Below are 19864 nucleotides of genomic sequence, written 5' to 3'. Positions count from 1 at the left end.
CTTCCCTGCGCTCCGCGGCGGGCGACGGCAGAGTGGACCTATGGACGCAGACGACAGGAACTTGCTCGCCCGGGGACGCGTGGCGACCCGGCTACCCGCCCAGGACCTGGAGCGAGCCCGGCGTTTCTATGCCGAGAAGCTCGGGCTGGAGCCCGTCGACGAACGGCCCGGCGGGCTGCTGTACCGGTGCTCGGGCACGGACTTCGCCCTCTTCGCCTCCACGGGAGCCTCGGCCGGCACCTTCACGCAGATGGGCTGGGAGGTCGACGACGTCGAGGCCGTCGTGACGGAGCTCAAGAGGCGCGGTGTGGTGTTCGAGGACGTCGATGTGCCCGGTCTGCGCACGAAGGACTCCATCGCGGACGTCGAGGGGAACTACCCCAGCAAGGGCGCCCGGGGCGAGCGCGCCGCCTGGTTCCGGGACAGCGAGGGAAACCTGCTGGGCGTCGGAGAGCCCGTCGTCTGAGGGACGGTCCTCGCAGCCGGTGCGTGTCCGGCCGCTTTCCGGGTCTACAGGAGGACGACACATCCTCGTCGTTCCAGCTCGGCGAGGAGCGACGCGGGAGGTTCGCACGCGTTCCAGCGCAGGTCCAGCTTCTCCAGGGCGGGCATCTCCAGTACTCGGTGCGCCAGTTGGACCAGGCGGTTGCCGCGCAGGTCGAGGTGGCGGAGGCGGGGCAGTGCGGTGAGGGGCTCCGGGAGTTCGGCGAAGGCGTTCTCGCGCAGATCCAGGTGGCGCAGCTCGTGGAGGTCGGCCACGGTCGCCGGCAGGCTTTCGAGGGCGTTGCCCCGGAGCCAGAGTTCGCGCAGGCCGCGCAGATCGCCGAGGCTGTCGGGCAGGGCGGTCAACTGGTTGTGCTGGGCCCGCAGTTCGATCAGCCCGGCCATACGGCCGATGGTCTCCGGCAGCGCGGTCAGCTTGTTCTCCCCGACGTTGAGGTACCGCAGTCGGGTCAGGTTGCCCAGGGACTGCGGGAGTTCGGCCAGCTCGTTGTCGTGCAGATAGAGGCAGCCGTCGAGAGCGGTCAGGTCTCCGAGCGTCCCGGGCACGGCCGGGAGGAGGTTGTGGCCGAGGTCCAGTGTGGTCAGTCGGTGCAGCCGCCCGATCGCGGCCGAGAGCTCCGTGAGCCCGTTGTCCGCGAGGATCAGCACCTGGAGCTCGGTCCGGTCCCACACCGACTCGGGTACTTCGCCCAGCTGTTGACGCCAGAGGTTCAGGACATGCGGCACGATGTGTTCTTCCTTCCGGTGTACCAACGGTGCAGAGCCAGTCTCGATCATCCGCGGCTTCCGCCCGTTACTCTTCCGGCGTGTATGCGTACGAGGAACTCACGTCGGCGGAGCGGCAGTTGTGGGACGCGTATCCCACGGGCCGTTTGGTGGACTTCCGTACGGGTGAGGCGGAGGACGACCCCGACAACGGGGGCGACTGGGGCGACGAGCGGACCGTGCGAGCCGGTGTCGTGGCCGCTCTGCTCCTCGGCGCGAACCCGGCCCGGCCGGGAGGGGTGCCCGCGCTGAGGCTCGCGGGCGCGCGGATCAGCGGGGGCCTGGAGCTCGGCGGGGCCGAGATCGGGCATGTCATGCGGTTCGAGGGATGCTGGTTCGAGCAGGGCGCCGGACTGTACGGCGCGACCACCCGGACGATCCAGATCAAGGGCAGCAGACTGCCGGGGCTCGACCTCAGCATGGCCAGGGTGGAGGGCAGGGTCGCTCTGCGGTACACGGTGGTCAGCGGTGCCGTGAAGCTGATGAATGCGCATCTGACCGGCGAGCTGGTCCTCAGCCACGCGGTGCTCTCGCATCCCGGTGAATGGGCCCTGTTCGCCGGCGGGCTCGTCATGGAGGGCGGGCTGTTCTGTCGTACCGCCACCGTGCATGGCGGCGTGCGACTCGTGGGCGCCCAGCTGCTCGGTGGCCTGCACATGGAGCGGACGCGGCTGCACAACCCCGGAGGTGTGGCGCTCCTCGCTGACCATGCGGTGGTGAGAAGCCTGGCTCTGTCCGACGGGTTCACGGCCGAGGGGACAGTCAGCCTGCGGGGCACGCAGATCACCGACCAGGTGACCTTCGACGCCGCCGTGCTGCGGGCCGACGGCACGGCACTCGACTGCGCCCGTTTGCAGGCGGGAGGCGTCGTCTTCACCCCGGCCCAGCCGCCGTCCGGCGTGGTGGATCTCGAGGACGCCCGGGTCGTCGCCCTCCACGACCGGGAGGGTGTCTGGCCGGAGCGCGTACGGCTGCAGGGCTTCACCTATGGCTCCCTGCACGAGAGCAGCGAGTTCCAGGCGTCGTCCGTGGAGCGCCGTGTGGCGTGGGTGCGACGGCATCCGGGGTACGCGGCCCAGCCGTACGAGCAACTGGCGGCCTGGTACCGGCAGATCGGCCATGACGACGACGCCCGGCGCGTTCTGCTGGCCAAGCAGCGCCATCGCAGAAGGACCCTGTCGCCGCCCGCCCGGCTGTGGGGCCACCTCCTGGAGGCCACCGTCGGCTACGGCTACCGTCCGTGGCGTGCGGGCGTGTGGCTCGCGGCGCTCGTCCTGCTCGGCACCACGGTCTTCGCCACCCACACCCCCACGGCGACCGAGCCCGGCCAGGTGCCCCCGTTCAACCCGTTGGTCTACACGCTCGACCTGCTGATCCCCATCGGTGGTCTCGGCCAGCGCACGTCCTGGTACTGGGAGGGCGGAACGGCCGCCTGGCTGTCCTATTCGCTGATCGCGGCGGGCTGGATCCTCACGACGGCGGTACTCGCCGGCATCACCCGGACCCTGAACCGGAACTGACCGCTCCCTTCCCAGATTCGCAACCGATGGTTGCATGACGGCGCTTTCGGTCGTACTCTGATACGCAACCGATGGTTGCAAAAGGGAGCCGGGTATGGAGTACGGAAGCATCGAGCGCGACCTTCACGTCGACGCGTCGCCCGACATGGTCTTCGAGGTCGTCAGCCGACCGGAACACATGCGGGAGTGGTGGCCGGACGACGCCCGGTTCGAGTCCGCCGAAGGGGCGCCCGGAGAGCTCTTCTGGCGTGACAAGGCGACGGGCGAGACCAAGACCGTCGCATTCACGGTGGTCGAGGTCGCCCCGCCCAAACGGTTCTCGTTCCGGTGGTGCTACACCGACGCCGAGCGCGGCGGGGACTCCCTGCTGGTCACCTTCGATCTCGTGCCGACGCAGACGGGGACGCTGGTGCGGATGACCGAGACCGGGTTCCGCGAGATGGGCTGGGAGATCGCCGTACTCGAGGAGACGTACCGCGATCACGTGAGCGGCTGGGACCACTACATCCCCCGGCTGGGCGCATACGCCGCGCGGCTGGCGTCGACCCGATGAGCACGCCGGTCGACGACGACCTGTGGTCCGCGATCGGCGACCCGACCCGGCGCACCATGATCGACCTGCTCCTCGCGTCCGGACCGGGTACCGCCACCTCGCTCAGCGCGAGCCTTCCCGTCACCCGGCAGGCCGTGTCGAAGCACCTCGCCGTCCTCGACCGGGTCGGGCTGGTCCACGCCGAGCCGGCCGGACGGGAGCGGCGCTACCGCGTCGACGAGGCCCAACTCGCCCGCGCGGTCGCGCAACTGGCCGCGGTCGGCGCCACCTGGGACGCCCGGCTCCGCCGTATCAAGCACATCGCGGAAACGATCCAACGAAGCCGTACCACTACGGAAGGAGCATGACCATGGTCGACATCCTGCATCGCATCGGCGCCGTCGCGCCGCTGGACGACGTCTACCGGGCGGTAGCCACACCCGAGGGCCTCGCCGGCTGGTGGACGACCGACACCACGGGCAAGAGCGAGGTCGGCGGCCGACTGGCGTTCCGCTTCGGCGACGTCGGCGGTTTCGACATGGAGATCCTGGAACTCGACCCCGCCGGCCATGTCCGGTGGCGCGTCACGGACGGCCCCGCGGAATGGATCGGAACCGAGATCGACTGGACCCTCAGCCGGACCGACGACTACACGATCGTCCTGTTCAAGCACGAGGGCTGGCGCGAGCCGGTCGAGTTCATGCACCACTGCAGTACGAAGTGGGCGCTCTTCCTGATGAGCCTCAAGGAGTACGTCGAGACGGGTCACGGCAGCCCGGCACCAGCCGATGTCCAGATCAGCGACTGGCACTAGAGGGCGCTAAGCGCCGTAGAAGCGTCCCTGGTCGCACAGGACGTCGATCGCGGCGTTGTCCTCCTCGCTCAGCTGCTCGTCCAGGGCGACGCTGATGACGCGCCGGGCGTGGGCCAGACGGCGGGCGACATCCCAGTCGGCGACGAACCTGCCCACTGTGGAGTCGTCCGCGGTTCCGGATGCCTCGCGGGAGCCGAGGCGGTCGAGGGAGACCACGAACTCGTTGAGGTCCTGGAGAACTGCGACAACCTCGTCGAGGGGGATGCGGATCTCTCGGGTGGACATGCTCATCGGGTTCATCCGGCGATTCAACTGCACGGCCGGTGGGCGGAGCCAGTCGCGAATCCGCGTTGAGCGGAAGCCCGGTCCGTCTTACGGTGGCTCGGTGAGTGATGTGAAGCACGACGTCCACTGCACCGAAATCGGCTCCCGGGCCGACGAGTTGCGGGCCGCTGTGCGGTCCGCCGAGGCGGGGCCGGCCGCGACACCCGTCCCCAGCTGTCCCGGGTGGAGCCTCACCCAGCTCGCCCGGCATGTCGGGGGAACCCATCGCTGGGCGGCGCGGATCGTCCGCGGCCGGGCCACCGGTCCCGTCGCCCACGACATGGTGGACGACGTCTTCTCGCCCGGTCCCGAGTCCGCCGCCGACCTGGACGCCTGGCTCGCCGAGGGGGCGGCGGAGCTGACCGGTGCTCTGCGCGAGGCCGGCCCCGACACCCCGGTGTGGACCGTCGCGCCGAGCGGTGTCGCGGGGTTCTGGGCCCGGCGGATGGCCCATGAGACGACCTTGCACGCCGCCGACGCCGCCTTCGTCACGGGCACCCCCTTCGCCGTACGGGAGGAGCTGGCGCGGGACGCCCTGGACGAGTGGATGGGGTTCGGCGCGCTCCCCCGGGTCCTGGAGGCCGCCGGGCCCGACGCCCCGCCGCTCACCGGACCCGGCCGCACACTGCACCTGCACGCCACCGACGCGCCCCGGGCCGAATGGCTGGTGGACCTCACGGGCGTGCCGATCACCTGGAGCCACACCCACGCGAAGGCCGCGGTGGCGGTACGCGCCCCGCTCACCGACCTCGTTCTGCTTCTCTACGGCCGCCGCACCCCGGCCGACACGTCGGTCGAGGTGTTCGGGGACGGCGACCTGCTGTCCCTGTGGCTGCAGCGCTCCGGCTTCTGGCTCCGCAAATAGCTCAGGATGCCGGGATCCCGAACTCCACCCACAGCGGAAAGTGGTCGGAGATGTGCCAGGACAGCTCGCCCAGCGTCCGGTCGCCGCGCAGTTCGGGCACGAAGTCGATGTGCCCTCCGGCCAGTGCTTCCAGCGTCAGCACCGGTCGGCGCTTCTGCCCCTTGGTGAACCACGCGATCTGGTCGTAGAAGTGTTCGGCGCCCGGGTCGTCGAAGATCGTGCGCGGCAGGCCGTCCAAGGACGGGGCGGGGACCAGGCCGGTGGAGGTGAAGGCCTGGAACAGAGGGTCGCCGGCGCGGTCGATGTTGAAGTCTCCCAGCGCGATGAGGTTGTGGTCCCAGCCGAACTCCCGTTCCGCCCAGGAGGCCAGCCACTGCGCGATCGCCCGCAGTTCCGGTGCCCGGTCGGCAGCCTTGTCGCCGTACAGGACATGCAGGGTGACCAGGGTGAACGTCTGGCCCTGGGAAAGGAAGCTGACCGCGTAGGGCGTACGGGCGAACTGCTTCTCCAGATCGGTCGCGGGTACGCCCGCGTCCTCCTCCAGGGGCACCACCAGCTCGCAGGCCAGTCCAGACGGCTTCACCCTGCGGGTGTCGAACAGGAACGCCAGCCGCTCGCTGTTGCCTGCGCTGCCCCGTGTCACGTCGGTGAGGATGAACGCCCAGTCGTCGCCGAGGACCTTCAGCAGATAGCGCAGGGAACGCAGGTTGCCGCGCACCTCCTGCACCGCCACGACGTCGAATCGCCGGATGACCGACGCGGTCAGGTGGATGTCGGTGAAGTTCCGCTTCGGCGAGGCACCCTCCGGGGTGGTCCAGGCCTTGGTGAGGTCGGAGAAGGCGCGCAGGTTCCAGGTCGCGATCAGCAGGTTGGTCCCGGCGTCCTTCGCCGGTACCGCCCCGTCGAGGAACGCATCCCAACGTTCGACTCGTTCGACCACTCGTTGGGGCGGCGCCAGGATGTCGGCTTCAGCGGGCACAGATCCTCCTCGACGCTGAGAACAGAGCCTTTCGAGCCTGCGAGATCGCGCGCGGCGGAGCAAGAGGCCGTTGCGGTGACGCGCCTCGTCCGGCCGAACAGGGGAGCCGACGGGCCCGGCTTCTCGTTCGCCGGGCCGACCCGGTTCGAGGTGTGATCCGGCGGGTTCGTAAGGTCGGGGCATGGTGAGCGAATTCAGCGAGGCGTTCCTGCTCGAGGCCGAACGACATGCCGCGTGGGGCGCGGCCCAGCTCGACGCGCTGGGAGCGTTTCTGCCCGAGGGGCCGTGGACGGCCGATCTGCCCTCCTGCCTGTACCGGCAGGGGGAGTTGGAGCTGCGGGTGGCGGTGCTGGGCACTTACGACATGGACCAGCAGTCCTGGATGTGGGGCTGGGCCAATCCTGGGCTGCGGGGCACCGAGGTGGTGGCGCTGACCGGCGCGGTCCGACGCTACGGGCGGGTGCACGGAATCGCCGAACTGGCCGAGGAGATCGTGCCGTTGTCCGGTTTCGCCGATCCTCGGCGGGCCGCCGAGATGCTCGCGTTCACGGGGATGGGGGTGGCCGAGGCGCCCGGGTACATCGGCGTTCCGGCGGGACCGGCCACGCAGGTCTACTTCCTGCCCGACGACGCCCGGGTCCCCCGTGCCGGACTGGACCCGGTCACGCTGCCCCGGACGCTGCTCACCGGAGCGGGGCTGATCGGGTACTCGGCCCGCCAGGTCGTCGGCGGCTACTTCGATCACCACAACGTGCCCCAGAGCTCCGAGGGCGACCGGATCGTCGCGGACCTGGGCGCCGGCAACGCGGTCGAGGTGGGCTTCGACGCGGTGGGGCGGATCTCTGGGGTGCAGGTGAAGGTTCTGCCCTGAGCGACCCGGGCAAGGTTGTGAGGCTTGCCCGGGGGCCGGTCAGCGCAGGCGTAGTCCGCCCGGATGCTCGTCCTCGATGATCTCGACCAGCCAGTCGAAGACGGTGGGGCCGCGTCCGGCACGGGCTTCCGCCAGTTCCGCGCTCCCGGAGGGCCGGTTCGTCGGGTGGCAGCGCGTGAGCCGGATTTCGAGCTGCCGGGCGGTCTCGGGGTGGCCGAGGTGACGGCGGGACGCCTCATGATCACGCCACTCGATCACGTAGTCGCCGTCCTCCGGCGTGCCGTAGCCACCTCGAAGGCAGTCGACGAAGGCGTCGAGGTTACGCCCGAAGTACCCGTCGTCGCCGATGGCTTCCCCCACGACGCGCCAGAAGTCCTCCAGCGTGGTGACCCGCGAGCCGTCCAGAACGTAGGTGACTGTCACGCCCCGCAGAATACGTGCCGCTCGGCAGAGCTCGGATCGCCGCCCCGACCCCGTCTCACGCCGCCGAGGTGAGCACCCTCGTGGGACGCATCGGGTGCGAACCCTCCGGAGCGACGGGCAAGATGGCCTCATGACCAAAACATGCGGATCGTCGACACAGCGCGCCGGCTCGAACTCCGTGTTGTCCCTGTGGTCGCAGGACTCGGTGCTGTCGATCGGCTCCGTGGGATCGGTGCTGTCCATCGGGTCGGTCGGCTCGGCCCTGTCCATCGGGTCGATCGGGAGCGCGCTGTCCGTGGGGTCGATCGGGTCGGCGCTGTCACTGGTCTCGTTCGGGTCATGGCTGAGCACTGGGTCGTGCCTGTCCGCGCAGTCGCAGTGGTCGGTACTGTCCTGGCGTTCCTCACGCACCTTCCGCTCTGCCGGGATCCTGGGAGTGGTGGGCGGGGCCGCTCTGTTGGTGGCGCAGCGGTCGCGGCACGGCGAGCGGACGTGACGGAAGAGTCCACCGCCGAGGGTCTCAGGACGTCAGTTCCGTCTGTGCCGCTCCCGTGGAGACGGGGCCGTGGCGGATGTACCACTCCGTCGACAGCAGCAGTTCCCGGTCGGCTGCCGGGAGGGCGGCGATCAGGCCAGGGGCGGCTCCTCGGGTCACCTCGGTGCGGTGGGCCAGGACGGCGGCGATCTTCTGCTCCAGCCAAGGGCGGACATCGACCGTCGCGGTGACGCGCTCGTCGGGAACGGTGTACATCGCCTTGCCCGTCGGGGCCCAGTGGGTGCCCCACGACCGCAGGGCGGAGTGCGGATGCGTGGCCGTGTACAGGGCTCTCGGTTGCCAGGGCTCGCCGACGTCGGGGTAGAGGCGTTCGAGGCCGGCCGCCTCGAGAGCGAGGGTGGTGACCCGGTGGGTGTGGACATGGTCCGGGTGGCCCGTCAGGCCGCCGTAGGCATCATGGGTGATCACGATGTCGGGTCGGAACTCCCGGATGTGATCGACCAGTTGACGCACCAGCTCATCGAGCGGCGCATCGCAGAACCGCGGGCTGCCCGGGGCCGATCGGGGTGCACGCGCGTCGGCGTGGCCGAGCATCCGCGGGGCGCCTGCGCCGAGGATGCGCAGCGCCTCGGCCAACTCCGCGGCGCGCGGGGTGTCTTGCGCCCAGGTTGCGGTGACGACCGCGGTGCGCGCGCCGGCGGACGCGTGGCGGGCGAGCACTCCGCCCGCCGACAGGGACTCGTCGTCGGGGTGGGCGAAGACGGCGAGCAGGCTCGGCACGGGCACGGGTGATCACCTTCCGAGGCGAGTGGTCGGTCGGATCGGGGACGGTGCGACTCGGTTCCGTGCCCTCCGGCACAGGACCGGGATGCCGCCCGGCCGTGCGACGGCCACCTGCCAGGGGACCTGCTGGGGCGGTCAGTCGGCGGTCCCCTCGGCGGGCTGCCAGGCGCGAGGCCAGTTGCCGGACGGCGGGGGCGGACCGGTCACCCCCCAGCTCACTCCGGGCGCATGTGTAGAACGCGTCGCGTCTGCGGCTCACCCGCTGGGAGTCCAGGGTCCATCCCTGCGCGTCCTGCCGCTGCTCCCGCACATGCAACTCCAAGGTCCAGACGGCTTCGTGCCACGACCGAGCGGCGACCACCGTCTCCGCGTCGCCCACCAGCAGGACGGACTCCCACAACGTGGCCCGGCGCGCTTCGGCCTCGGCCAGCAGCGGCAGCCCTTCTGCGGGTTCCAGCGGGTCGACGACATGCGCGTACCCCAGGGCCGCTCCGATGCGCTGCGTGATTCCGATCTGTTCCTTGAGCGCGTTGCTGTAACGCGCGTTCACGTCGAACTTCTTCTCCTGCCAGCGCTCGGCCTGCGCACGACGCCAGCGGGCCCGTTCGGTCAGGGCCGTGACCGCGTACGACGCCAAGGCGCCCACCAGCACGCCCAGCAGCGTGCCCCACTGATCCACCACCGCGCTCCCCCTTCGCCGGCCGATGCTGAACCCGGTGCGGCGATCAGTCGCGCTTGCGCGCCACGCCGCCGTAGAAGCCGATCAGTTCGGACCCGGGCGGCGGCGGAGTGTCCGGGCGCCAGAACGGGGCCTGGGCGAGGCCGGGTTCGATGAGGTCGAAGCCGTCGAAGTAGCGCTCGACCTCGGCGTGGGAGCGGAGGTTCAGGCTGGCGGAGGCCTTGTTGTAGACGGCCTGGGCCGCCGTGCGGTCGGCGAAGTCGCCGGTGGCGTGGGAGAGGACGAGGTAGCTGCCGGAGGGGAGTGCGTCGCGCAGGGTGGCGACAATCTCCTCAGGCTTGTCCGCGTCGGTCAGGAAGTGGACGATCGCGACGAGGAGCAGGGCGACCGGCTCGCCGAAGTCGATGACCTGGCGGATGCCGGGGTGGTCCACGAGGGCTCGGGGGTCCCGTAGGTCGCCGAGCAGGATGCTGGTCGTGCCGTCGCTGCTGAGCAGGGCGTCGCCGTGCGCCTTGACGATCGGGTCGTTGTCGACGTAGGCCACACGGACGTCCGGTGCGACCTCGTGGGCGATCTCATGCACGTTCGGCGAGGTGGGGAGACCGGTGCCGATGTCGAGGATCTGGCGGACGCCGCCCTCGGCGACGACGTGGCGGACGGCGCGCCGCAGAAACCCCCGGTTGGCGCGCAGGCCGATCCGTACCTCGGGTGCGGCGGCGGCGAGTTCGTCGCCGGCTCGCTGGTCGACCTCGTAGTTGTCCTTGCCGCCCAGCAGATAGTCGTAGATCCGGGCAGGGTGCGGTCTGCTGGTGTCGATTTTCTCGGCACGCACGCCGTCCCCTGTCACCCTGCGCTCCTCCCGACGCCCGCCACGGCCCGCTCGCCGCTCACGGTGGGGACAGCTTCGCACATCAACTTCCGTGCTCGTGGCCCCAGTTCCGGTCGTCGTTACCGCTACGGGCGCAGCTCGACGGTGATGTGCGGCGAGAGTGCGCGAAGGAAGTCGGGTGCGTCGAAGATCTCGCCGGCGGAGGCGACCCCGACCGTCCTGGTCCGGCCGGTGAGGATGCGGTGGACCGCTTCGACCGCGAGCGGTGCGGTGACGGCGTAGATGTCCCGGCCTCTGGCCACGGCGCGCCGTTCGGTGCCGCCGGAGCGTACGACGGCGTCGACGAGGAACGTCTGGTCGGAGCGCCCGTCGTCGGTCGCGGTCGGCGCCGGTGTGTCGGAGGCGGCGAGTTCCCTGGCCGCCTCGCTCGCCATGTGGGTGCTCACCTCGGGGATGGACAGATGGCTGGGGATCGTGACGACGTCGGCCATCGTGAACTCCCCGATGACGTCCCGGATGCCCATCGGCTCGGGGAAGTGCCACTTCAGAACCGTCGGCTGGTCGTCGTGGTACGCCAGCCGCCCCTGCGTGTAGCGCACGCGCTGCCCGCCCCGTCGGCCGTGGGAGACCTCGCCCGCGGCCCGTGTCCCGGCGGTGGGGTGCCAACTGCTCAGTCCGTAGGCGATGTGCGCCTCGTCGGCCGTCGTCCAGTCGCCCATCGCGGCGGTGGCCAGGAGGTCGCCGAGGCCGCCGTAGAAGGCCATCGCGGGGACGATCACGGCTCCCGCCGCCCGGGCGCGGTCCGCGAAGTCGGTGAAGGTGTCGACGTTGGCCTCGATCTCGGCGGCCACGTCCACGTAGGGGATCCCGGCGCGCAGCGCCGCCTCGATCACGGGGGCCGCGGTGGTCGCGAAGGGGCCCGCGCTGTTGATCACGGCGTCCGCGCCTGCCAGGGCACCGTCGAGAGCAGCGGTGTCGTCGACGGATGCGGGCCGGACGTCAAGGCCGGGGAAGGAGGCGGCCAGCTGCCGCAGCTTGTCGGCGTCACGGCCGGAGAGCACGGGGACGAATCCGCGCTCCAGCAGGTGTGCGACCACGAAGCGTCCGGTGTGCCCGTACGCGCCGTACACCGTGACCGTCTGTCCCGATCCCATGAGATCTCCCCTGTGTGCGACTGATCGACGGTGTGCGCTGATCGACTGAGACCATTCTGCCGAGTTCGTACGGCCTTCCGTGAGTGTCCGGAACGACGTGCCCCGTACACTTTCGGACATGGCCTCTCTCGCGCTCGCCGTCACCGACGGAATGCTGCATTTCGAACTGTCCATGGCCTACGAGGTGTTCGGGTCCGCCCCGGTCGGCGTGACCGTCCCCTGGTACGAGGTCACCGTCTGCGGTTCCGCCGCCGTGCGGGTCGGCCGGTTCCGCCTTGAGCCCGACCAGGGACTCGACGGGCTCCGGCACGCCGACACCGTGATCGTGCCGGGCTGGGCGGACGTCGATGTGGACCCGCCCGCCGAGCTGGTCGACGCGGTGCGCGCGGCCCATGAGGCGGGTGCCCGGGTGGCCTCCCTGTGCACGGGGGCGTTCGTGCTGGCCGCCGCCGGTCTGCTGGACGGGAAGCAGGCGACCACGCACTGGGCGCACACCGACGTGCTGGCCGACCGCCATCCGGGCATCGACGTGGATCCGGACGTGCTCTACGTCGACAACGGCAGCGTGCTCACCTCCGCCGGCAAGGCCGCCGCGATGGACCTGTGCCTGCACCTCGTCCGGCAGGACCACGGCTCGGCCGTCGCCAACGCCGTCGCCCGCCGCCTGGTGGTGCCACCCCACCGGGCGGGCGGCCAGGCACAGTTCGTCGCCGCCCCGGTGCCGACCCGCGACGACCATCCGCTCGGCGCACTGCTGCCATGGGTCGTCGAGCGCCTCGACCAGCCGCTGACCGTGGAGGACCTGGCCCGTCAGGCCCGGATGAGCTCACGCCACCTGGGCCGCCGGTTCAGGGAGACGACCGGCACCACCCCGCTCCAGTGGCTGCTGACCCAACGGATCCGCCGCGCCCAGGAGTTGCTGGAGGCCACCGACGACAGCGTCGACGCCATCGCGACAGCCACCGGCATGGGCACCGCCACGACCCTGCGCCGCCACTTCAACCGCACGCTCGGCGTGCCCCCGGACACCTATCGCCGCACCTTCCGCGCACGATCCGACGTCGAGGGCGCCGTCGAGGGCGCCGTCGCGTGACGTCGACCCAACCACCCTCCACGGCTTCTACGCCTTCCGTGGCGACGCTCAATGTGACTCACGGCTGACTTCGGAGCCGCTGGAGCCGACGAGGAAGTCGAGGTCGGCCCCGGTGTCGGCCTGCAGGACGTGGTCGACGTAGAGCCGCTCCCAGCCGCGTCGGGGTGCGGCGAAGCCGTCGACCGTGGCCTGGTCGGGCTTGCGGTGGGCGAGTTCGTCGTCCGGTACGTCGACGTCGATACGACGGGCCCCGACATCGAGAGTGATGAAGTCGCCCGTGCGCACCAGCCCCAGCGGACCGCCCGCCGCCGCTTCGGGGGCCACGTGCAGAACGACCGTGCCGTACGCCGTGCCGCTCATCCGGCCGTCGCAGACGCGGACCATGTCGCGGACGCCCTGTTCGAGGAGTTTCTTCGGCAGCGGCATGTTGGAGACCTCGGGCATGCCCGGGTAGCCCTTGGGTCCGCAGCCGCGCAGGACAAGGACGGAGTCGGCGTCGACGTCCAGGTCGGGGTCGTCGACGCGGGCGTGGAAGTCCTCGATGGAGTCGAAGACGACGGCCCGGCCGCGATGGCGCAGCAGGTGCGGGGAGGCCGCGGCGGGTTTGACGAGGGCACCGTCGGGGGCGAGGTTGCCGCGCAGGACGGCGATACCGCCCTCGGCGACGAGTGGTTCGGCGCGGGGGCGGATGACTTCGGCGTCCCAGACGGTGGCGTCGTGGAGGAAGCCGGCCAGGGGTTCGCCGGTGACGGTCAGCGCGTCGGGGTCGAGCAGGTCGCGGACTTCACGCAGGACGGCGAGAAGCCCCCCGGCGCGGTGGAAGTCCTCCATGAGGAAGCGGCCGGCGGGCTGGAGGTCCACCAGGACGGGGACGCGTGAGCCGATGCGGTCGAAGTCGTCGAGGGTCAGGTCGATACCCAACCGGCCCGCGATCGCGAGGAGATGGACGACCGCGTTGGTCGAGCCGCCCACAGCGGCCAGCGCGACGATCGCGTTGTGGAAGGAGCCCTTGGTCAGGAAGGTGCCCGGCCGCCGGTCGGCGGCGACCATGTCCACGGCCAGCCGTCCGGTGTGGTGCGCGGCCTCCAGGAGGCGGCTGTCGGGGGCTGGGGTGCCGGCCACGCCGGGCAGTACCGTGCCCAGCGCCTCGGCGACCAGTGCCATCGTCGACGCGGTGCCCATGGTGTTGCAGTGTCCGCGGCTGCGGATCATCGAGGACTCGGAGCGGGTGAACTGCTCCTGGGAGAGCGTGCCCGCCCGGACCTCCTCCGACAGCTGCCACACCCCGGTGCCGCAGCCCAGCAGGCTGCCGCGGAAGGTGCCGTTGAGCATCGGGCCGCCGGGCACCACGACCGCGGGCAGGTCCACCGAGGCGGCGGCCATGAGCAGGGACGGGATCGTCTTGTCGCAGCCGCCCAACAGGACGACGCCGTCCAGGGGGTTGGCCCGCAGCATTTCCTCCGTGGCCATCGCGGCCATGTTGCGCCAGAGCATCGCGGTCGGGCGCACGTTCGTCTCGCCGAGCGACACGACCGGCAGGTCCAACGGGATGCCGCCCGCCTCGTAGACGCCGTTGCGCACCGAGGCCGCGACCTCGTCGAGGTGTGCGTTGCAGGGCGTCAGGTCGGAGGCGGTGTTGGCGATGGCGATCTGGGGCCGCCCGGTGAAGGCGTCGGCGGGCACGCCCCGGCGCATCCACGCCCGGTGGATGTAACCGTTGCGGTCCTGACCCGCGTACCACTGTGCGCTGCGGAGCCTCACCATGGGGGTCCCTTCCAATAGTCGGTACGGCGGTCTACTGTTCGGAACGCGATGAAGCCTACGCAGACGTACGACGGACCGACAGACCCCGGCGCGGACGGCGCAACCGGCGCCGACGGCGGCCGACTCGTGGGGTCGGACCGGGTGCTCGCGGTCCTCAAGGAGCTCGCCCGCCATCCCGAGGGCGTGGGGCTGGAGGAGCTGACCCGGGTGATGGGGAGCCCCAAGCCGACCGTGCACCGGGCGCTGGGGGCGCTGCGGCGGGCGGGGCTCGCCGACCAGGACGCGCGCGGCCGTTATGTGCTGGGGGACGAATTCCTGCGCATGGCCTTCGCCCACCACGAGGCACGGCCCGATCATGTCCGGGTCCGGCCCGTGCTCGACGCGCTGGCAGGCCGGTTCGGTGAGACGGCGCACTACGCGCTGCTCGACGGCCATGAGGTCGTCTACCGTGCCAAGGTCGACCCGCCCACCGGTGCCGTACGGCTCACGTCGACGATCGGCGGACGCAACCCCGCCCACACCACGGCCGTCGGAAAGCTGCTGCTCGCACGGGAGTTGACGTCCCTGGAGAAGGTCGAGGCATGGGTCGGGGACGCGGGCGGCCTGGATCGCCGTACGCCACGGAGTCTGTGCGCGGCGGCCGATCTGCACCGTGAACTCGCGGCCACGCGGGAGCGCGGGTACGGCGTCGACGACCAGGAGAACGAGACCGGGGTCAACTGCCTTGCCCTGCCGGTCTATCTCACCTCCCCGACGACCCCCTCCGGAGCCGTGAGCATCAGCGCGCTGGCCTACCGGACGCCGCTCGCCACCCTGGTCGACGCGCTCGACGAGATCCGTGCCCTGCTGAACGAGCCGAACGGCTGAAACCCCCACCACCCTGGAGACAGCCCCGTGTACCTCATGCGCATCGGTGCCCCCGGCGCCGAGAAGCCCGTCGCCCGCCTCGACGACGAGACGTACGTCGACCTCTGCGACGTCGTCAGCGACTTCGACGAGGCGTTCTTCGGTTCGGGCGGCCTGGACCGCATCCGTCCCGTCGTGGCCGAGCGGACGGCGGCGGGGCAGGTGTCCCGCTTCGCCGGGGAGCGCGTCGGCGCCCCCCTCGCACGTCCGCACCAGATCCTGTGCATCGGGCTCAACTACCGTGACCACGCCGCCGAGAGCGGCATGGCCGTGCCCGACGAGCCGATCCTGTTCACCAAGTCGCCCAACACGCTGATCGGGCCCCACGACGACGTGCGCATCCCGCGCGGTGCCACCAAGACCGACTGGGAGGTGGAGCTCGGCATCGTGATCGGCCGGCGCGCCTGCTACCTGGACTCGGTGGCGGAGGCCCGCGACGCCATCGCCGGGTATGTGGTCGTCAACGACGTCAGCGAGCGCGGCTTCCAGCTGGAGCGCGGCGGGCAGTGGGCCAAGGGCAAGTCCGCGGAGACCTTCAACCCGGCGGGACCGTGGCTGGCCACGGCCGACGAGATCGACGACGTCCTCGCGCTGGACATGTGGCTGGACGTCAACGGGGCGCGGCGGCAGACCGGCAGCACCAAGACGATGATCTTCGATCCCTGCTTCATCGTGCACTACCTCAGCCAGTTCCTCGTCCTGGAACCCGGCGACCTCATCAACACCGGCACCCCGCCCGGCGTCGGCATGGGCCTCACCCCGCCCGTGTATCTCCAGCCGGGTGACGTGATGGAGCTGGGCATCAAGCAGCTCGGCACGCAGCGCCAGCGTGTGCTCGGGCCCCGGTGAGCGGCTCTCGATGCGCGCTTTCGTACTGACCGGCCCCGGCGCCTACGAGGTCCAGGACCTCCCGACGCCGGTGGCCGGGCCCGGTGAGGTCGTCGTCGACGTCGAGCGGGTCGGCGTGTGCGGCACCGACGTGGAGTTCTTCACCGGTGAGATGGCCTATCTCCATCAGGGACACGCCGCCTACCCGATGCGCCTCGGCCACGAGTGGTCCGGCCGGGTCACGGCGCTCGGCGACGGCGTCGACCCCGGCTGGCTCGGTCGCCGGGTCATGGGCGACACGATGCTCGGCTGCGGCACCTGCCGGCGCTGTCTGCTGGGCCGCGGGCATGTCTGCGAGAAGCGGCAGGAGGTGGGTATCCGCGGGGCCCGGGCGGGGGCGCTGGCGGAGCAACTCGCCGTTCCTGCCTCCTCGTTGCACGCTCTGCCCGACTCCGTCGACGCCGTACTCGGAGCGCTCGTGGAGCCGGGTGGGAATGCCCTGCGGGCCGCACAGGCCGCCGCGCCGCGCGCCGGTGACCGGGCCCTGGTGCTGGGCCCGGGGACGATCGGACTGCTGGTCGCGATGTTCCTGCGGGCCGCCGGTGCCGAGGTGCACCTGATGGGGGTCACCGACGGCTCCCTCGCCTTCGCCCGCGACCTGGGCTTCGCGCACGCATGGACGGAAGGGGCCGTGCCGGACCTGCCGTTCGACTCCGTCGTGGACGCCTCGACCGCGCCCCATCTCCCCAACCGTGCCCTGGAGTTGGTCGAGCCGGCGGGCCGCGTCGTCTACATCGGGCTGGCCGGCGAACCCGCCCGCCTCGACCATCGCACGCTCCTCCTCAAGGACGTGACGGCGGTGGGCGTCCTGTCCGCCTCCCCGGGGCTCGACGCGACGATCAAGTCCTACGCCGACGGGTCGGTGGACCCCAGGCCACTGGTCGCCGCGACCGTGGGGCTCGACGAGGTCGGACCGGTGCTCGCCGGTGAGCGTCCGGCGGGTGCCGGGCCGGGTCCGAAGATCCATGTCGACCCTCGGTACGGCCGGTGAAGGCGGGCGTCACGGCGTTCGCGCCACGTTCCCGAACGCGCCGCCCGGGAGGGTAGACGCATCGCGGCTCGTCCGGGACGAGCGACCGGCCGGAGCCCGTCCGCCTCGGCCTCGCCGCACCGGCCCACCCGGAACCCGCGTCCAGCACGGAACCCATCGACGCCGGCCAAGAGGCATCGGCCCGCAGCCCGTCGGCGTCCACCTCGCAACATCCGATCGCCGGCGCCGGAACACCCGCGCGCATCACGCCAGCCGGCATCGACCCACCCGTACCGCCAGCCCGTGCCCGTGGCCCGCGCGACCCCGGCCCGCCGAGGGCCGGAGCAGCACGTACCCGGCACGGCCGCCGCTCCCGCACATGGGGCGCGCTCAGGTCACGCACATTCCTCCCACAGGCCCCTGCGGAAGGGTCGGGGCATGTCCGGCCCTTCCGCAACTCGCCACGGCACGGTCCGCGTGCTCATCGTCGACGACGAGCCCGAGCTCACCGAGTTGCTGTCCGCGGCGGTGGCCGAGGCAGGCTGGCGGCCGTTCGCGGCGCAGGACGGCCGCGGCGCGCTGCGGATCGCGCGGGACTGCTCCCCGCACCTCGTCGTCCTCGACGGGATGCTGCCCGATGTGGACGGGGTCGACGTCCTGCGCACGCTCAGGAGCGAGAACGCCCGGCTGCCCGTGCTGATGCTCACCGCCCGCGACGCCCTGGAGCACCGGATCCACGGGCTGTCGGCGGGCGCGGACGACTACGTGACCAAGCCGTTCTCCCTGGAGGAGGTCATGCTGCGGCTGCGGGGCCTGCTGCGCCGCGTCCGCCCCGGTGATGCACCCGAGCAGGGCGAGGTGCTGGTGCTGGGCGACCTCGTGCTGGCCGAGAGGAGCCGCGAGGTGCGCCGGGGCGGGACGCCTGTCCCGCTCACGGCCAAGGAGTTCGACCTCCTCGCCTTCCTCATGAGCCACCCGCACCAGGTGCTGAGCAAGACGCAGATCCTCGACCACGTCTGGAACTCCTCGTTCGACGGCGAGGGGAACCTCGTCGAGGTGTACGTCTACAGCCTCCGCTCCAAGCTCGACAAAGGCCGTACGCCGATGATCCACACCGTGCGCGGTGTCGGCTACGCGATCAGAGCCGCGGACGACGGGGCATGAGGCCGCACCGCCCGCGTCTGGGACGGCGCTCGCTGCGGGCGCGTCTGGTGCTGTTCATCTCCGTGACCATGGTCGTCGTGTGCGCGGCCATGGCCCTCACGACGGTGTTCGTCCAACGCGTCTATCTGCTCGGGGATCTCGACCAGCGCGTCACCGACGCCGCCGAACGCAGCCAGGGCGGACTCCAGCGACGGACGGGCGGCGCGACGGACCTCGGCTTCCTCAACGAGCGCGGACAGCCGACCGGAACCCTCGCGGCCCGCTTCAGCGGCGGCGACGTCATCGCCGCCGAGGTCGTGACCCCCGACGGCCGCCGGCAGGTCCTCACCGCCAGCCAGCGCGCCGCCCTCGACGGGATCACGACGGACGGCTCGCTGCACACCCGCACCGTCCCCGGGCTCGGTACCTATCGCGTGACCGCGATCGGCGGCGACGGGGTCCCCGTACTGGCCGGACTCCCCATGCACGATGTGCAGCGCATGATCGACGGCCTGGTCGTCGTGGAAGTCGTGATCGCCGTCGTCGCTCTGGCCGCCGCGGCGGGTGCCGCGACGGTGGTCATACGACGGCAACTGCGCCCTCTGGGCCGGGTCGCCGCCACCGCGGCCGAGGTCGCCCGGGTGCCACTGGACCGCGGCGAGGTCACGGGGCTCACCCGCGTGCCGGCCGCGGACACCGATCCCGGCACCGAGACCGGCCAGGTCGGTGCCGGGCTCAACCGCCTGATCGACCATGTGGAGTCCTCGCTCGCCGAACGCCAGCGCACCGAGGACCGCATGCGGCGCTTCCTCGCCGACGCCAGCCATGAACTGCGCACGCCGCTCGCCTCGATCTCCGGCTACGCCGAGTTCATGAAGAGCGGTACGCGCAGGATGGCACCGGAGTTGGCCTGGGCCCGTGTCGCCGCCCAGTCGGCCCGGATGACCGGACTCGTCGAGGATCTGCTGCTGCTCGCCCGTCTCGACGAGGGACGGCCGCTGCGGTCGGACGAGGTGAACCTCGCGACGCTGGTCGCCGAAGCCGTGTGGGACGCCCGGGCCGCGGGCGCCGGGCACGACTGGCAGCTCGCGCTGCGCCTCGACGGTGGCCGGGCGGCCGTCGCCGGCGACGCCTCCCGGCTGCACCAGGTGGTGGCCAACCTGTTGTCCAACGCCCGTCTGCACACGCCTGCGGGCACGAAGATCACCGTGGTCGTGGAGGCGACGGACACGCACTGCGTGGTCCGGGTACGGGACAACGGCCCCGGCATCCCGCCCGCCCTCCTGCCCTCGGTCTTCGAACGCTTCACGCGGGCCGACGCCTCGCGCTCCCGTGCCCCCGGCCGGGAGGGCGGCACGGGACTGGGCCTGGCCATCGCGACGGCGATCACCGAGGCCCACGAGGGCCGCCTCGACGTGGCGAGCGAGCCCGGACGCACCGAGTTCTCGGTGACGCTCCCCTCGCACCGCCGCGAACTCTAAGCGTCCCCACATATTCGCAGATCGCAAGGGATCCCCAGGGCCGTCCATACCTCCCTGCCGACTGCCCTCGCTGCCTGTTTC

22 protein-coding genes are annotated in these 19864 nt (G+C 71.3%); 14 read left to right on the top strand and 8 right to left on the bottom strand.

Annotated elements, in window-relative coordinates; genetic code table 11:
* Positions 1-40 precede the first annotated feature (40 nt).
* Entirely contained in the window at positions 41-466 is a 426-nt protein-coding gene (locus tag TN53_RS19600; RefSeq protein WP_046259843.1) for a VOC family protein, read from the top strand.
* A 44-nt stretch (positions 467-510) separates the two neighbouring features.
* On the opposite strand, the gene TN53_RS19595 is transcribed toward TN53_RS19600, so the two are convergent.
* Positions 511-1230 (bottom strand): leucine-rich repeat domain-containing protein, encoded by a 720-nt coding sequence (locus TN53_RS19595; RefSeq protein WP_095046589.1) that lies wholly within the window; start codon positions 1228-1230, stop codon positions 511-513.
* Between the two features lie 80 nt (positions 1231-1310).
* Between TN53_RS19595 and TN53_RS19590 the strand changes: the two genes are divergently transcribed.
* From TN53_RS19590 to TN53_RS19575, 4 genes are all read left to right on the top strand, one after another.
* Complete coding sequence (locus TN53_RS19590; protein WP_046259842.1) at positions 1311-2789, top strand: hypothetical protein; 1479 nt, start codon at positions 1311-1313, stop codon at positions 2787-2789.
* Positions 2790-2883: 94 nt separating this feature from the next.
* On the top strand, positions 2884-3342 hold the full coding sequence (locus TN53_RS19585) for an SRPBCC domain-containing protein (RefSeq protein WP_046259841.1): 459 nt from the start codon (positions 2884-2886) through the stop codon (positions 3340-3342).
* Positions 3339-3689, top strand: a complete 351-nt coding sequence (locus TN53_RS19580) for an ArsR/SmtB family transcription factor (protein ID WP_046259840.1) — start codon at positions 3339-3341, stop codon at positions 3687-3689. Before TN53_RS19585 ends, TN53_RS19580 begins: the two co-directional genes overlap by 4 nt.
* Before the next feature lie 2 nt (positions 3690-3691).
* On the top strand, positions 3692-4135 hold the full coding sequence (locus TN53_RS19575; RefSeq protein ID WP_046259839.1) for an SRPBCC family protein: 444 nt from the start codon (positions 3692-3694) through the stop codon (positions 4133-4135).
* Positions 4136-4141: 6 nt separating this feature from the next.
* On the opposite strand, the gene TN53_RS19570 is transcribed toward TN53_RS19575, so the two are convergent.
* On the bottom strand, positions 4142-4420 hold the full coding sequence (locus TN53_RS19570; protein WP_063776261.1) for a hypothetical protein: 279 nt from the start codon (positions 4418-4420) through the stop codon (positions 4142-4144).
* A 100-nt stretch (positions 4421-4520) separates the two neighbouring features.
* On the opposite strand from TN53_RS19570, the gene TN53_RS19565 reads away from it, so the two are divergent.
* Positions 4521-5324, top strand: coding sequence for a maleylpyruvate isomerase family mycothiol-dependent enzyme (locus TN53_RS19565; RefSeq protein ID WP_046259838.1), 804 nt, complete (start codon positions 4521-4523; stop codon positions 5322-5324).
* Position 5325: 1 nt separating this feature from the next.
* Here TN53_RS19565 and TN53_RS19560 read toward each other — a convergent pair whose 3' ends face one another.
* Entirely contained in the window at positions 5326-6303 is a 978-nt protein-coding gene (locus TN53_RS19560) for an endonuclease/exonuclease/phosphatase family protein (protein ID WP_046259837.1), read from the bottom strand.
* A gap of 181 nt (positions 6304-6484) precedes the next feature.
* On the opposite strand from TN53_RS19560, the gene TN53_RS19555 reads away from it, so the two are divergent.
* Positions 6485-7174 carry a DUF6882 domain-containing protein gene (locus TN53_RS19555; protein ID WP_046259836.1) on the top strand — a complete coding sequence of 230 codons (690 nt, stop codon included), beginning with the start codon at positions 6485-6487 and terminating at the stop codon, positions 7172-7174.
* 39 nt (positions 7175-7213) lie between these two features.
* Here TN53_RS19555 and TN53_RS19550 read toward each other — a convergent pair whose 3' ends face one another.
* Positions 7214-7597 (bottom strand): barstar family protein, encoded by a 384-nt coding sequence (locus TN53_RS19550; RefSeq protein WP_046259835.1) that lies wholly within the window; start codon positions 7595-7597, stop codon positions 7214-7216.
* 130 nt (positions 7598-7727) lie between these two features.
* Here TN53_RS19550 and TN53_RS19545 point away from each other — a divergent pair, with 130 nt between their 5' ends.
* Positions 7728-8093, top strand: coding sequence for a hypothetical protein (locus TN53_RS19545; RefSeq protein WP_046259834.1), 366 nt, complete (start codon positions 7728-7730; stop codon positions 8091-8093).
* 24 nt (positions 8094-8117) lie between these two features.
* On the opposite strand, the gene TN53_RS19540 is transcribed toward TN53_RS19545, so the two are convergent.
* The 3 genes from TN53_RS19540 to TN53_RS19530 all read right to left on the bottom strand — a co-directional run bounded on the left by TN53_RS19540 (position 8118) and on the right by TN53_RS19530 (position 11538).
* Complete coding sequence (locus tag TN53_RS19540) at positions 8118-8879, bottom strand: PIG-L family deacetylase (RefSeq protein ID WP_046259833.1); 762 nt, start codon at positions 8877-8879, stop codon at positions 8118-8120.
* Positions 8880-9601: 722 nt separating this feature from the next.
* Positions 9602-10402: an SAM-dependent methyltransferase gene (locus tag TN53_RS19535; RefSeq protein WP_046259832.1), complete on the bottom strand. Its 801-nt coding sequence runs from the start codon at positions 10400-10402 to the stop codon at positions 9602-9604.
* 107 nt (positions 10403-10509) lie between these two features.
* Positions 10510-11538 (bottom strand): saccharopine dehydrogenase NADP-binding domain-containing protein, encoded by a 1029-nt coding sequence (locus TN53_RS19530; protein WP_046259831.1) that lies wholly within the window; start codon positions 11536-11538, stop codon positions 10510-10512.
* A 118-nt stretch (positions 11539-11656) separates the two neighbouring features.
* Between TN53_RS19530 and TN53_RS19525 the strand changes: the two genes are divergently transcribed.
* Positions 11657-12631 carry a helix-turn-helix domain-containing protein gene (locus TN53_RS19525; RefSeq protein WP_046259830.1) on the top strand — a complete coding sequence of 325 codons (975 nt, stop codon included), beginning with the start codon at positions 11657-11659 and terminating at the stop codon, positions 12629-12631.
* A gap of 48 nt (positions 12632-12679) precedes the next feature.
* Here the strand turns inward: TN53_RS19525 and TN53_RS19520 are convergent, their stop codons facing one another.
* Entirely contained in the window at positions 12680-14395 is a 1716-nt protein-coding gene (locus TN53_RS19520; protein WP_199924613.1) for an IlvD/Edd family dehydratase, read from the bottom strand.
* Positions 14396-14443: 48 nt separating this feature from the next.
* On the opposite strand from TN53_RS19520, the gene TN53_RS19515 reads away from it, so the two are divergent.
* From TN53_RS19515 to TN53_RS19495, 5 genes are all read left to right on the top strand, one after another.
* The gene (locus TN53_RS19515; RefSeq protein WP_046259829.1) at positions 14444-15262 is read left to right on the top strand and encodes an IclR family transcriptional regulator; all 819 of its coding nucleotides are present in this window, start codon (positions 14444-14446) and stop codon (positions 15260-15262) included.
* 27 nt (positions 15263-15289) lie between these two features.
* Positions 15290-16150, top strand: coding sequence for a fumarylacetoacetate hydrolase family protein (locus tag TN53_RS19510; protein WP_046259828.1), 861 nt, complete (start codon positions 15290-15292; stop codon positions 16148-16150).
* A 10-nt stretch (positions 16151-16160) separates the two neighbouring features.
* The gene (locus tag TN53_RS19505; protein WP_046259878.1) at positions 16161-17180 is read left to right on the top strand and encodes a zinc-dependent alcohol dehydrogenase; all 1020 of its coding nucleotides are present in this window, start codon (positions 16161-16163) and stop codon (positions 17178-17180) included.
* Positions 17181-17597: 417 nt separating this feature from the next.
* Positions 17598-18323 (top strand): response regulator transcription factor, encoded by a 726-nt coding sequence (locus TN53_RS19500; RefSeq protein ID WP_046259827.1) that lies wholly within the window; start codon positions 17598-17600, stop codon positions 18321-18323.
* Positions 18320-19783 (top strand): sensor histidine kinase, encoded by a 1464-nt coding sequence (locus tag TN53_RS19495; protein WP_046259826.1) that lies wholly within the window; start codon positions 18320-18322, stop codon positions 19781-19783. The genes TN53_RS19500 and TN53_RS19495 overlap by 4 nt, the downstream gene beginning before the upstream one ends.
* The last annotated feature ends 81 nt before the right edge of the window (positions 19784-19864 follow it).

Source organism: Streptomyces sp. WM6386 (genome assembly GCF_000972385.1).
Taxonomy (GTDB): Bacteria; Actinomycetota; Actinomycetes; order Streptomycetales; family Streptomycetaceae; genus Streptomyces.
This window is presented reverse-complemented; position numbering and strand designations above follow the sequence as displayed.

Excerpts from the sequence above, each read along its gene's own strand:
- TN53_RS19530 (WP_046259831.1), bottom strand. The coding sequence starts at position 11,538 with ATGGGATCGGGACAGACGGTCACGGTGTACGGCGCGTACGGGCACACC.
- TN53_RS19495 (WP_046259826.1), top strand. The coding sequence starts at position 18,320 with ATGAGGCCGCACCGCCCGCGTCTGGGACGGCGCTCGCTGCGGGCGCGT.
- TN53_RS19525 (WP_046259830.1), top strand. The coding sequence starts at position 11,657 with ATGGCCTCTCTCGCGCTCGCCGTCACCGACGGAATGCTGCATTTCGAA.
- TN53_RS19500 (WP_046259827.1), top strand. The coding sequence starts at position 17,598 with ATGTCCGGCCCTTCCGCAACTCGCCACGGCACGGTCCGCGTGCTCATC.
- TN53_RS19545 (WP_046259834.1), top strand. The coding sequence starts at position 7,728 with ATGACCAAAACATGCGGATCGTCGACACAGCGCGCCGGCTCGAACTCC.
- TN53_RS19505 (WP_046259878.1), top strand. The coding sequence starts at position 16,161 with ATGCGCGCTTTCGTACTGACCGGCCCCGGCGCCTACGAGGTCCAGGAC.
- TN53_RS19580 (WP_046259840.1), top strand. The coding sequence starts at position 3,339 with ATGAGCACGCCGGTCGACGACGACCTGTGGTCCGCGATCGGCGACCCG.
- TN53_RS19515 (WP_046259829.1), top strand. The coding sequence starts at position 14,444 with ATGAAGCCTACGCAGACGTACGACGGACCGACAGACCCCGGCGCGGAC.
- TN53_RS19575 (WP_046259839.1), top strand. The coding sequence starts at position 3,692 with ATGGTCGACATCCTGCATCGCATCGGCGCCGTCGCGCCGCTGGACGAC.
- TN53_RS19570 (WP_063776261.1), bottom strand. The coding sequence starts at position 4,420 with ATGTCCACCCGAGAGATCCGCATCCCCCTCGACGAGGTTGTCGCAGTT.
- TN53_RS19555 (WP_046259836.1), top strand. The coding sequence starts at position 6,485 with ATGGTGAGCGAATTCAGCGAGGCGTTCCTGCTCGAGGCCGAACGACAT.
- TN53_RS19520 (WP_199924613.1), bottom strand. The coding sequence starts at position 14,395 with ATGGTGAGGCTCCGCAGCGCACAGTGGTACGCGGGTCAGGACCGCAAC.
- TN53_RS19600 (WP_046259843.1), top strand. The coding sequence starts at position 41 with ATGGACGCAGACGACAGGAACTTGCTCGCCCGGGGACGCGTGGCGACC.
- TN53_RS19585 (WP_046259841.1), top strand. The coding sequence starts at position 2,884 with ATGGAGTACGGAAGCATCGAGCGCGACCTTCACGTCGACGCGTCGCCC.